The sequence below is a fragment of the Clavibacter sp. MX14-G9D genome (assembly GCF_032917815.1).
Lineage (GTDB): Bacteria > Actinomycetota > Actinomycetes > Actinomycetales > Microbacteriaceae > Clavibacter > Clavibacter michiganensis_K.
Genome location: NZ_JAVCVL010000076.1, coordinates 1 through 11,333, shown reverse-complemented (window position 1 = coordinate 11,333; position 11,333 = coordinate 1). Strand labels below are relative to the sequence as shown.

Here is an 11,333-nt window from a genome sequence, read left to right as displayed (position 1 = left end):
CCCCCCCCCGCGGGCGCCCGCCCGCGACGTCGAGGTGGACGGCGTCCGGCCCCCGGCGCTCGCCGACCAGGGCCACCGCCCGCAGCATCACGTCGAGCCGCTTCTCCGGCGCGAACCGGGCCGCCCACACCAGCCGGAGCGCACGGGAGTCCGGGAGCGCGGCGGACGCCCCGCGCGCCGTGCAGCTGGTGTTCGACAGCACCTCCACGGCGCCGAGGCCCGCGCGACGGAGCGCGGCGGCCTGGTGCGCGGAAGGGGAGAGCACGACGTCGGCCTCGCGGCAGGCGGCGAGCGTCATGCCGCGCAGGGCGCTGTCGAGCCGCCGCGGGGCGAGTCGCACGCGCGGATCCGGCAGCCCGCTCATCGTGCGGTGGATCGCCGTCACGGCGGGGGCGAGGAGGCCGCCCCACGCCGGGCCGCGCAGGAAGAACGTGTGCACGGTGTGCAGCGTCGGGATGCCGCGCTCGCGGCCGAGCCGCAGCGCGGTCGCGGCGAGCCCGTGCTCGGAGTGCGTGAGGACGAGGTCGGTCCCGGCCTCGTCCATCAGCGCGGCGAGGTCGCGGCGCGTGGCGGCGTCGGCGCGGATGAGCGGCAGCCCCAGCAGCGGCACCGGCACGGAGGGCGCGACGTCGTGGAGCGTCACGCCCGTGCCGCGCAGCGCGGTCACCGAGCCCGCGTCGGGCGCCGCGACCGTGACCGCGTGCCCGGCGCGTGCGAGCGCGAGCGCCTGCTGGACGACGGCCGTCTGCGCGCCGCCGAGGTAGGAGAAGGCGTAGTCCATCACGAGGAGAGGGCGGAGGGTGCTCACCGCGTGACGCTAGCCGCCCGGGTCGGCGCGCGCATCCGGCCTGGGGATGCGGCTGCGTGCGGGGGAGGGATCGCGCGCGCGGACGGCGGATGCGGTATCGGGCCCGTCGGTCAGGCGCGGGGCTCGACGCGGTCCCGCAGGCGCCGCAGGACGGCGACGACGATGGCGAGCGGCTTCATCCACGCCACCTCGCCGAACCGGTAGTCCTGGGCGCGGGCCAGCCGCGCGGCGAGGTCCGGCCGGAGCCCGTGCAGGATGCGGCGCGCCTCCTCGGCGTGGACGGGATCGGAGACGATGCGGATGGTGTCGGCGTGCTCGACGAGCGGGATCGCGTTCGCCACGTTCTCCCGGGTGCTCCGGCTCGTCTCGTCGAGCGCGACCGGGCCCGCGTAGCCCAGCGACTCGCGGGCGTGGCGGGCGAGGATCCGGGCCTCGGGCTCCTCGCCCCGCACGGATCCGCCGCAGAGGACGAGCACGGTCGACGTCGCCCGCGGGTCCATGGAGCGCAGCGCCGCGCGCACGCGGTACCGGTTGACGCGGTTCGCGCTCGGGCCGGCGTCCCCGAACCCCAGGACGACGACCGCCTCGCGGCCGACCTCGCGGCGCAGGCGGCCGAGGCCGCGCGTGCTCGCGAGCCGGTGGATCCCCTCGCTCGCGAGGAGCACCGCCGCGAGGCCGGCGAGGAGCGCGGCCGGCACGGCGACGACGATCCGGCGGGTCCGCATGCGCCCAGGCTACGGGGCGGGGCCCATGCGGGCCGGGTGGGCCCGGGCGGCACGGGACGGGGCCGGCCGGACGGGACCCGTCAGCCGGAGGAGCGCGCGGCCTTCACGAAGGCGACGACCGCGTTGGCGTGCCCGTGCCCGAGGCCGTGCTCGGCCTTCAGCCACGCCACGACCTGCATGTGCGGCTCCTGGTCGAGACGGCCGTCCGCGAGGTCGATCCAGTGCTGGACCGGCTGCCCGTACGTCCGCTCGATGCTCGGGAAGTAGGAGGCGGGCCCGCGGACCGCCTGCCCGTCGGCGGGTGGGGGCGGGGCGACGATGCCGTGCGCGTTCATGGTGCGACGGTACCGGCCCGCGCTCCCCGCGGCCACGGGGCGTCGGCGTCGCGCTCCCTCCCGCCGCTGTCAAGGGGGCGGCGCCGGCGCTCCGTCGGGCTTAGCATCGGAGTCACAGCGTGCACGCCCGCCCGGACCCCGTGGGCTGCTCGTCAGGTACGTCGGGCCTCACCCGGCACCGGAACCTCGGGGGCCACATGGACAGCACGACCAGCATCCGCATCGACGGACATCCGTTCCAGCTCGCCGACGACCAGGACGTCGCCGAGCTCAAGTCGCGCATCGTCGCCGCCGTCACCGACGGGTCGCGGTTCGTCGACTTCTCCACCGCGTCGCAGGGGGAGGTGTCCATCCTCGTGACGCCGCGCTCCGTCGTCCGCTTCGAGGTGCGCGAGCGCGTCGAGGAGGAGTCGGCCGGGTTCTGCGACGACGCGCCCGTCGAGGACGTGGACCTGTACCGCTTCGGCTGATCGCCGTGCCGACCGGGAGCCCGGGACGGCGCGGAACCTGCGCCGTCCCGGGTCGCGCGCGTGTGCTCGCCGGGGCCCGGGCGGCGCCGGTCGCGTGGCGCGCCGCACCGTGGTGCGACGTGTCCGGGTCCGGATCCGCGGCGGTCGGCTCGATCTCCGCACGCCCAGGCTACGGAGGCGGCCCGATCCGCCGCCAGCTTCGCGGCGACCCCTTGACTCCGGGGTCATGCCTCTGGCAAGGGGGCGTCGCCCGCCCTCCGTCGTCCGCCACGGCCGTGGTTCAATGGGGCGTCCTCCGTGCGGGAGGGGCCTCCCGCGGGAGGCGCGGCGGTGGGGCTCGCCGTCCCCGGACCTCGACATCGCGTCGACGACGGTCCCTGTCTCACGGCACCGCGATGCCATCGGAGAGGGGAGGCCCATGAGCGACGACCGACCATCCGCCCGGCAGCCCGGCGGCGCTGTCCCCGCGGGCGGCCCTGCCGGCACGGCGGACCCGGCCCGCCCGGTGCACCTGCGCTGGTCCTCCCTCGGGCTCGTCGCGCTCGGCGGCGCCGCGGGCACGGGCATCCGCGAGGCGCTCGCCCTCACCTGGCCGGCACCCGCCGGCGGCATCCCCGTGACGATCCTCCTGATCAACGTCGTCGGCGCCTTCGCGCTCGGCGCCCTGCTGGAGCGGCTCGCGAGGCGGGGTCCCGACGAGGGCCGCCGCCGGGTGGTCCGCCTCCTCGTGGGGACGGGCGTCCTCGGCGGCTTCACCACCTACAGCTCGCTCGCCACGGACGCCGCCGTGCTCGCGGGGCCCGCCCTCGGCGCGGCGCTCGCCTACGCGGGGCTCACCCTCGTCGCGGGCGCGACGGCGTCCGTCGCCGGGATCGCGGCGGGTGCGGCCCTCCACCGGCGCACCGCGGCTGACCGTGACGCGGCCGGCCGCGACGCGGAGTCCGCGTCATGACCGGCCCGCTCGTGTTCGCGCTGATCTGCGTGGCCGGCGGTGTCGGATCCGCCCTGCGCCTGCTCCTCGACGGCCTCATCCGCGGCCGGATCCGGACGGCGTACCCCGTGGGCACCACGGTCATCAACGTCACGGGATCGCTCGGGCTCGGCCTCCTCACCGGCGCGGCCGCGCAGGCCGGCCTCCCGCACGACCTCCTGCTCATCCTCGGCGGCGGCCTGATGGGCGGATACACGACCTTCAGCACCGCGAGCGTCGAGACGGTGCGCCTCGCGCAGGCGGGCCGTCCGGTCGCGGCCCTCGCGAACGGCCTCGGGATGCTCGTCGCCTGCATCGCCGCCGCGGGCCTCGGCCTCGTCGTGGGCGCGGCGCTGTGACCGCGCCGTCGGCCGCGGCCGAGCCCCTCTGGACCACGACCGGACGACGCGACCTGCATCGCGGCCGCGTCGTCCTCGTCGAGCAGGACGTGCTGCTGCCGGACGGCAGCGCCTCGCGCTACGAAGTGGACGAGAGCGTGCCCTTCGCGGTCGCGACCCTCGTGGTCGACGGGGACGAGGTCGTGCTCTCGCGGCAGTACCGGCACCCGCTCGGGCGGTGGATCCTCGACCTCCCCGGCGGCGCGGGCGACGCGGGCGAGCGGCCCGAGGACGCCGCCCGCCGCGAGCTCGAGGAGGAGCTGGGCCTCGTCGCGCCCGACCTCCGGCACCTGCGCACGTACGCCGTCAACCCCGGGCGGGCGTCCTGGCTCGTGCACGTCTTCGCGTGCACGGCTCCCACCGCCGCGGGCACGGCCGACCGCTCCGACCCGTCCGAGCAGGTGCGCCTCGTGCGCATGCCCGTGGCGGAGCTGGACGCGATGATCGCCGCGGGCGGGGTCGAGGACCCGACCCTGCTGATCGCGCGCGCGGCCGCCGCGGAGCAGGGCCTCCTGCCGCCGGTCGGGGCGGTCCGCCGGGACTGATCCCGGTCGCGCGGCCGAGGGCGCACCCGTGGACAGTCCGCGCGCGCCTCCTCCGGCTTCGGCGAGGGTCTATCCCCGACCGTCGACCCGAACGATCCGGAGGATCCCGTGACCGCTGCCCTGCCCGCTCCCGTGCTGCTCCTCGCCGGACCCAGCGTCCTGCCCGGCGAGGCCGACCTGGTCGCGCTCGCGACGGCCCACGGGCGCGAGGTCGCCTGGCTGACCCCGGGCACCGTCCTCGCTCCCGACGTGCTCGACCGCGTCGAGGCGTGCATCCCCCCGCTCCCGCACTCCCTCGGCGCGACGGGGTGGGCGGCCCTCGGGAGCCTGCCGGCCCTCCGCATGATGCAGGTCCTCACCGGCGGCATCGACTGGCTGGCCCGCTTCGACCTCGACGGCGTGCAGGTGGCGACGTCGGCGGGCGTCGCCGACGCGAGCGTCGCGGAGCTCGTCCTGGCCCTCGCGCTCGCCGCGCGCCGCGACCTCGTCCGGCACGGCGACGCGCTGCGGGCGGGCGCGTGGGAGGAGGACCTCGCCTCGCCCGGCCTGCGCGGCAGCCGGGTCGTGGTGGTCGGTGCCGGCGGCATCGGCCGGGCCGTGGCCGACCTGCTGGCGCCTTTCGGGGTCGACCTCGTGCGCGTCGCCCGCTCGGCCCGCAGGGACGGCGATGACCGGATCCACGGGGTCGCCGAGCTCCCCTCGCTGCTCCCCGCGGCGGACGTCCTCGTGCTCGCCGTGCCGCTCACGGCGGAGACCGAGGGGCTGGTGGACGCGCGCCTCCTGGGGCTCCTGCCGGACGGGGCCCTCGTCGTGAACGTGGGTCGCGGCCGCCTCGTGGTGACCGACGCCCTCGTCCGCGAGGTCGCGTCGGGCCGCCTGCGCGCCGCCCTCGACGTCGTCGACCCGGATCCGCTCCCGGCCGGCCACCCCCTGCGGACGCTGCCGGGTGCGATCGTCACGCCGCACGTGGGCCGGAACACGCGGGACGTGGACGGCCGGCAGGCCGCCCTGCTCGTGGCACAGCTCCGCCGGCACCTCGTCGGGGAGCCCCTCGAGAACCTCGTCCGCGAGCCGGTCGCCCGTCCGGCCTGACGCGCCCCGTCGGCCTGACACGCCCCGTCCGGCCTGACGCGCCCGCCGACCGGCCGGCGACGGGTCAGGCGCGCAGCGCGTAGGTGAGCAGCGCGTTCCCGGCGCTCGTGATCTCGGAGCGGACGAGGGTCAGCCGCGTCGTCGGGTCGTCGGGCTCGAACAGCCGGCGGCCGGATCCCGCGACCACCGGGTGCATCATGAGCGTCAGCTCGTCGAGCACCCCCGCGAACAGCAGCTGCCGGGTCAGCGAGATCGTCGCGAACAGGGAGATGTCGCCGCCGTCCGTCCGCTTCAGCGCGGTGAGCGCCTCGACGACGTCGCCCTCGATGAGCGTCGCGTTCCACCCGAGGTCGCCCGTGAGCGTGCGCGAGGCGACGAGCTTCTCGATGGGGTTGATGAACGCGCCGAACGCGTCGTCGGCCGGGGCCTCGGGCCAGTAGGACGACCACTCCTCGTAGCCGTGCCGACCGAGCACGGCCGTGGTCACCGTGCTCATCAGCCGCCCCATGCCGGCGCCGAGCTCCGCGTCGAAGCTGTCGAACTGGAACAGGTTCGGCGACTCCACGACGCCGTCGACGGACATGAACAGACCTGCGGTCAGCTTGCGCACGGGCTCCTCCTCGAGCTTCGGGGTGCTCCACATCATCCGGCCCCGGCCGCCGCGCGTCGAGGAGGCCGCGAGGGAACGTTTGCGGTTAACCGCTTTACACGAGCCCTGATCCGGTGTTAGCGTCGCCGCCATCGGGTGCGCGACGACGCCTCCCGGATGCGCGCGGAGCTGGCGGATCACGGTGTCGTCGACGCCTCGACCCACCGCCACCTCAAGGAAGAGACCACGCGATGTCCCCTCGATCCACCGCCCGCCGCCGCCTCGTCGGCGCCGCAGCCCTCGCGGCCGCATTCCCCCTCGTCCTCGCCGGCTGCTCCGGCGGTGGCGGTGGCGGATCCTCCTCGGGCGGCAGCCCCTCGGAGATCACCGTCACCGACTACTACAACGAGGGCAACGACAACGAGGTGATCGGCGAGACGCTCACGAAGTGCGGCGAGTCGCTCGACGTGACCATCAAGCGCACCTCGATCCCGGGCTCGAGCCTCATCCAGAAGGTGCTGCAGCAGGCCTCGTCGCGGACCCTCCCCGACGTGCTCATGCTCGACAACCCCGACCTGCAGCAGATCGCCGCGACCGGCGCGCTCGCCCCGCTCGAGGACTTCGGCATCTCCACCGACGGCTACGCGCAGGGCGTGGTGGACGCCGGCACCTACGAGGGCAAGACCTACGGGCTCGCGCCCACCGTCAACACCATCGCGCTCTTCTACAACACGCAGATGCTTGCCGACGCCGGCATCCAGCCGCCCACCACGTGGGACGAGCTGAAGACCGCGTCCGCCGCGCTCACCGAGGGCGACCGCTACGGCATCGCCATGGACGCCAACGCCACCTACGAGGGCACCTGGCAGTTCCTGCCCTTCATGTGGTCCAACGGCGGCGACGAGAAGGACATCGCGACGCCCGAGACCGCGGAGGCCCTGCAGCTCTGGACCGACCTCGTGGCGGACGGCTCCGCCTCGCAGAGCGTCGTCAACTGGACCCAGGCCGACGTCAACGACCAGTTCATGGCCGGCAAGACGGCGATGATGGTCAACGGCCCGTGGCAGATCCCCGCCCTCACCGAGTCGGGCGTCGAGTACGGCATCGCCAGCATCCCCGCCCCCGAGGCCGGCGGCACGTCCGTCGCCCCGCTCGGCGGCGAGGTGTGGACCGTCCCGCAGACGGGCGACGAGGCCAAGCAGGCGATCGCCGCGAAGGTCGTCGAGTGCCTGAACAGCGACGAGAACCAGCTCGACATGGCCACCAAGCGCTTCACCATCCCGTCCAAGACCGCGGTCGCCACGCAGTTCGGCGAGCAGGTGCCCGAGGAGCAGGTGTTCGTCGACCTCGTCGCCGACGCCCGCGCCCGCACCGGCGAGCTCGGCGAGGAGTGGCCGAAGGCCGCCACCAAGATCTACACGGCCGTGCAGTCGGCGCTGACCGGGCAGTCCTCGCCGGAGGACGCGCTGAAGAACGCCGAGCAGGGCTGATGGCGACGACCGCCGTCCCGGCCCGCCCCGCCGCCCCGGCGACCGGGCGGGACCGGGGCGCCGGTGCCGCGGCCGACGCGCCGCGACCCGTGCGCCGCCGACCCCGCTGGAGGTGGGAGCGCTTCTTCCAGGCCATGTTCCTGGTGCCGGCGGTCGTCTACCTCGTCCTCTTCTTCGGCTTCCCCGTCGTGAAGAACGTCGTCATGAGCTTCCAGGAGTACACGACGACCACGTTCTACACGGGCGAGGCGCCGTGGGTCGGGTTCGCGAACTACGCGTCCGTGGTCTCCTCGGGGATCTTCTCGACCGCCCTCCTCAACACGTTCCTCTTCACCGCGGGCTCGATCCTCGGCCAGTTCGTCATCGGGCTCGTGCTCGCGCTGTTCTTCCGCCGGTCGTTCCCGCTCAACGGGCTGCTCCGGGCGCTGCTGCTCCTGCCGTGGCTCCTGCCGCTCATCGTCTCCAGCGCGGTGTGGAAGTGGATCCTCGACCAGGACTCCGGCGTGCTCAACCAGTTCCTGCTCGGCGCGGGCGTCGTGCAGGACCCGGTGCCGTGGCTCACGAGCCCCGCGTTCGCGCTCATCACGGTGATCGCCGTGAACGTGTGGATCGGGATCCCGTTCAACACGACGATCCTCTACGGCGGCCTGCAGGACATCCCGCCGGAGCTGTACGAGGCGGGCTCCCTCGACGGGGCGACCGGCTGGCGGGGCTTCCGGTACATCACCTGGCCGCTGCTGCGGCCCGTGGTGGGCGTGGTGCTCGTGCTCGGCGTCGTCTACACGATCAAGGTGCTCGACATCATCCTCGGCCTCACGAACGGCGGGCCCGCGAACGCGACGCAGACCATCGCGACGCAGTCGTACACGCTCTCGTTCCAGCAGTTCGACTTCGGATCGGGCGCCGCCCTCAGCAACATCCTCATCGCCATCTCGGCGGTGTTCGCGGTGGTCTACCTCCGCGCGAACAGGAAGGCCGTCGATGAGTGACACCGTCGTCCCCGTCCGCCCCCGCGGGCGGTCCCGCGGGCCATCGCCGCAGCCCGTGGGATCCCGGCGGCCGCGCGCCGACCGCAGCTGGATCTCCACGGTCGTCGGGATCGCGATCCTCGCCCTGATGCTGTTCCCCGTCTACTGGATGATCAACATCTCGCTGCAGCCGGCCGGCCCCGCCATCGAGGCCGCCTGGTTCCCGTTCGAGGCGCAGTTCGAGGGCTACGCGACGGCGCTCCGCGAGCAGGGACGGGCGCTCGGCACGAGCCTCGTGATCGCCCTCGGCAGCGTGGTGCTCAGCCTCGCCATCGCCACCCCGGCCGCCTACGCGCTGGCGCAGTTCAGGTTCCGCTGGATCAACGCGGTGCTGTTCGGGATCCTCATCTCGCAGATGATCCCCGGCATCGTCGTCGCCAACGCGCTCTACGCCGCGTACAACGACGTGGGGCTGCTCAACTCCATCCCGGGCCTGATCCTCGCCGACTCCACCGCGGGCATCCCGTTCGCGATCCTCATCATGCGGGCGTTCATGGCGAACATCCCGCCGTCGATCATCGAGGCCGCCAAGGTGGACGGCGCCGGCAACTTCCGGGCGTTCCGCTCGATCGTGCTGCCGGTCAGCCTCAACGCGGTCATCACGGCCGGGCTCTTCACGTTCCTGTTCACCTGGAGCGACTTCCTGTTCGCGCTGACGCTCACCACGACCGACGACGTGCGCCCCATCACCCTCGGGATCTACCAGTACATCGGGACGTACACCGCCGACTGGAGCACGGTGATGGCGACGGCCGTGCTCGCCTCGCTCCCCGCGATCGTGCTGCTCCTCGCGGCGCAGCGCTTCATCGCGGCCGGCGCGACGGGCGGCGCCGTCAAGTGACCGGCCTCCCGCGGCCGCGCGCCCCCGACGGGACGCGCCCCTCCCGACCCTCCGCACGACACCTCCGAGAGAGAGACACCATGACCGACACCCCCACCCCCCTCCGCGTCACCGTCTGGGGCGAGAACCGCCACGAGCGGATCGAGCAGCACGTGCAGGAGCGCTACCCCACGGGCATGCACGGCGCCGTCGCCGAGGGCGTGCAGGAGAACCTGCCCGAGGCCGTCGTCGAGATCGCGACCATGGACCAGCCCGAGCACGGCCTCACCGAGGAGCTGCTCGCCCGCACGGACGTCCTCACCTGGTGGGGCCACGCGGCCCACGCGGAGGTGGAGGACGAGATCGTCGAGCGCGTGCACCGCCACGTGCTCGCGGGCATGGGCCTCATCGTGCTGCACTCCGGGCACTGGTCGAAGATCTTCACGAAGCTCATGGGCACGACGTGCACCCTCCGCTGGCGCAGCGAGCACGACCGCGAGCTGGTGTGGACCGTCAACCCGCAGCACCCCATCACCCGCGGCGTCCCGAACCCGATCGTCATCGACGAGCAGGAGATGTACGGCGAGTACTTCGACGTGCCCACCCCGGACGAGCTCGTATTCATCTCCGGCTTCACCGGCGGCGAGGTGTTCCGCAGCGGCATGACGTACCGCCGCGGCTTCGGCCGGATCTTCTTCTTCTCGCCCGGCGACCAGGACTTCCCCGTGTACCACCACACCGACGTCCGCCGCGTGATCGCCAACGCCTGCGAGTGGGCGCGCCCCGACCGCGAGCGCGAGACGCCCACGCTGCTGCGCTACGAGCAGGGCGAGTTCTTCCAGGGCGCCGACTACGCCGGGGCGCTGGAGCGATGACGGACACCGCCCGGCGCACGTCCGCGGATGCGCCCGCCCACCGGGTCGTCGCCCCCGCGGACGGCGCCCGCCTGCGCGTGGTGCAGGTCGGCGCCGGCGGCATGGGGCAGGCGTGGCTGCGCACCATCGCGGAGGATCCCGACGTCGAGCTCGTCGGCGTCGTCGACCTCGACCAGGAGGCCGCCCGCGCGGGCGCGTCGACCCACGGCGCGTCCGCGGAGGCGTCCACCGACCTCGGCGAGCTGCTCGAGCGGGTGCGCCCGGACGCGGTGATCGACGTCACCATCCCCCGCGCCCACCACCCCGTCACCACGCAGGCGCTGTTCGCGGGCCTGCCGGTGCTCGGTGAGAAGCCCGTCGCGCTCACGGTCGCGGAGGGGCTGTCGCTCGCGGCCGCCGCGGAGATCACGGGCGAGCTGTTCATGGTGAGCCAGTCGCGCCGCTACAACGACCACCTCGTCGCCCTCAAGCGGCGGGCGGCCGACCTCGGCGGCGTCGGCATCGTCACCACGGAGTTCTTCAAGGCGCCGCGCTTCGGCGGGTTCCGCGAGGAGATGGACGACGTGCTCCTCCTCGACATGGCCGTGCACCAGTTCGACGCCGTCCGGTACCTGCTCGACGCCGATCCGGTGAGCGTCTACTGCGAGTCGTACAACCCCGCCTGGAGCTGGTACGCCGGCGACGCCGGGGCCACCGCCGTCTTCACCTTCGAGGGCGGGGTGCGGTACGTCTACACGGGCAGCTGGTGCAGCCCCGGCGCGGAGACGTCGTGGAACGGATCCTGGCGCCTGAGCGGCGCCCACGGCACGGCCCTCTGGGACGGCGACCACGAGCCCACGAGCGACGTCGCGGAGGCGCCCGGCGGGCCGCCCGCGGAGCCCGGACCGGTCGACTCGGTGGGCGTGGAGATCGCCGGGTCGCTGCGCGCCTTCGTCCGCGCGCTCCGCACGGGCGAGCGGCCGCACGGCGAGGTGCACGGCAACGTGATGAGCCTCGCCATGGTGGAGGCCGCGATCGAGTCGAAGGACACGGGCGCACGCCTCGACATCGACGACGTGCTCGACCGCGCGTACGCCACCGCGCTCGCCGACGAGCGGCGCGACGACGTGCGCGCGCGGCTCGTGGCGTGGCGCGAGCGGGGCGTGCGGGAGGCGCTCCAGGGGCCGTCGGCCGCGGAGGGCCTCGCGG

14 protein-coding genes are annotated in these 11,333 nt (G+C 74.3%); 10 read left to right on the top strand and 4 right to left on the bottom strand.

Annotated features, from left to right (window positions below):
• From Q6969_RS08205 to Q6969_RS08195, 3 genes are all read right to left on the bottom strand, one after another.
• Nucleotides 1-808: glycosyltransferase (locus Q6969_RS08205; RefSeq protein ID WP_317229990.1), on the bottom strand; the 808-nt coding region annotated here is incomplete at its 3' end.
• 110 nt (nucleotides 809-918) lie between these two features.
• A complete protein-coding gene (locus Q6969_RS08200; RefSeq protein ID WP_317229989.1) occupies nucleotides 919-1,533 on the bottom strand; it encodes a YdcF family protein in 615 nt (204 codons plus the stop codon).
• A gap of 80 nt (nucleotides 1,534-1,613) precedes the next feature.
• Nucleotides 1,614-1,868 carry a DUF4287 domain-containing protein gene (locus Q6969_RS08195; RefSeq protein ID WP_317229988.1) on the bottom strand — a complete coding sequence of 85 codons (255 nt, stop codon included), beginning with the start codon at nucleotides 1,866-1,868 and terminating at the stop codon, nucleotides 1,614-1,616.
• 197 nt (nucleotides 1,869-2,065) lie between these two features.
• Here Q6969_RS08195 and Q6969_RS08190 point away from each other — a divergent pair, with 197 nt between their 5' ends.
• The 5 genes from Q6969_RS08190 to Q6969_RS08170 all read left to right on the top strand — a co-directional run bounded on the left by Q6969_RS08190 (nucleotide 2,066) and on the right by Q6969_RS08170 (nucleotide 5,343).
• Nucleotides 2,066-2,338, top strand: coding sequence for a hypothetical protein (locus Q6969_RS08190; RefSeq protein WP_317229987.1), 273 nt, complete (start codon nucleotides 2,066-2,068; stop codon nucleotides 2,336-2,338).
• Between the two features lie 418 nt (nucleotides 2,339-2,756).
• Nucleotides 2,757-3,290 carry a CrcB family protein gene (locus tag Q6969_RS08185; protein ID WP_317229986.1) on the top strand — a complete coding sequence of 178 codons (534 nt, stop codon included), beginning with the start codon at nucleotides 2,757-2,759 and terminating at the stop codon, nucleotides 3,288-3,290.
• A complete protein-coding gene (locus Q6969_RS08180; RefSeq protein WP_317229985.1) occupies nucleotides 3,287-3,667 on the top strand; it encodes a CrcB family protein in 381 nt (126 codons plus the stop codon). Before Q6969_RS08185 ends, Q6969_RS08180 begins: the two co-directional genes overlap by 4 nt.
• Nucleotides 3,664-4,251: an NUDIX hydrolase gene (locus tag Q6969_RS08175; RefSeq protein WP_317229984.1), complete on the top strand. Its 588-nt coding sequence runs from the start codon at nucleotides 3,664-3,666 to the stop codon at nucleotides 4,249-4,251. The genes Q6969_RS08180 and Q6969_RS08175 overlap by 4 nt, the downstream gene beginning before the upstream one ends.
• A 108-nt stretch (nucleotides 4,252-4,359) precedes the next feature.
• The gene (locus tag Q6969_RS08170) at nucleotides 4,360-5,343 is read left to right on the top strand and encodes an NAD(P)-dependent oxidoreductase (protein ID WP_317229983.1); all 984 of its coding nucleotides are present in this window, start codon (nucleotides 4,360-4,362) and stop codon (nucleotides 5,341-5,343) included.
• A gap of 64 nt (nucleotides 5,344-5,407) precedes the next feature.
• On the opposite strand, the gene Q6969_RS08165 is transcribed toward Q6969_RS08170, so the two are convergent.
• Nucleotides 5,408-5,953, bottom strand: a complete 546-nt coding sequence (locus tag Q6969_RS08165; RefSeq protein ID WP_317229982.1) for a dihydrofolate reductase family protein — start codon at nucleotides 5,951-5,953, stop codon at nucleotides 5,408-5,410.
• 230 nt (nucleotides 5,954-6,183) lie between these two features.
• Here Q6969_RS08165 and Q6969_RS08160 point away from each other — a divergent pair, with 230 nt between their 5' ends.
• From Q6969_RS08160 to Q6969_RS08140, 5 genes are all read left to right on the top strand, one after another.
• Nucleotides 6,184-7,422, top strand: a complete 1,239-nt coding sequence (locus tag Q6969_RS08160) for an ABC transporter substrate-binding protein (RefSeq protein ID WP_317229981.1) — start codon at nucleotides 6,184-6,186, stop codon at nucleotides 7,420-7,422.
• Nucleotides 7,422-8,411 carry a sugar ABC transporter permease gene (locus Q6969_RS08155; RefSeq protein ID WP_317229980.1) on the top strand — a complete coding sequence of 330 codons (990 nt, stop codon included), beginning with the start codon at nucleotides 7,422-7,424 and terminating at the stop codon, nucleotides 8,409-8,411. Before Q6969_RS08160 ends, Q6969_RS08155 begins: the two co-directional genes overlap by 1 nt.
• On the top strand, nucleotides 8,404-9,291 hold the full coding sequence (locus Q6969_RS08150) for a carbohydrate ABC transporter permease (protein ID WP_396335526.1): 888 nt from the start codon (nucleotides 8,404-8,406) through the stop codon (nucleotides 9,289-9,291). Before Q6969_RS08155 ends, Q6969_RS08150 begins: the two co-directional genes overlap by 8 nt.
• 80 nt (nucleotides 9,292-9,371) lie before the next feature.
• The gene (locus Q6969_RS08145; protein ID WP_104290402.1) at nucleotides 9,372-10,145 is read left to right on the top strand and encodes a ThuA domain-containing protein; all 774 of its coding nucleotides are present in this window, start codon (nucleotides 9,372-9,374) and stop codon (nucleotides 10,143-10,145) included.
• On the top strand, nucleotides 10,142-11,333 hold a 1,192-nt coding region (locus Q6969_RS08140; RefSeq protein ID WP_317229979.1), incomplete at its 3' end, for a Gfo/Idh/MocA family oxidoreductase. The genes Q6969_RS08145 and Q6969_RS08140, both read left to right, overlap by 4 nt.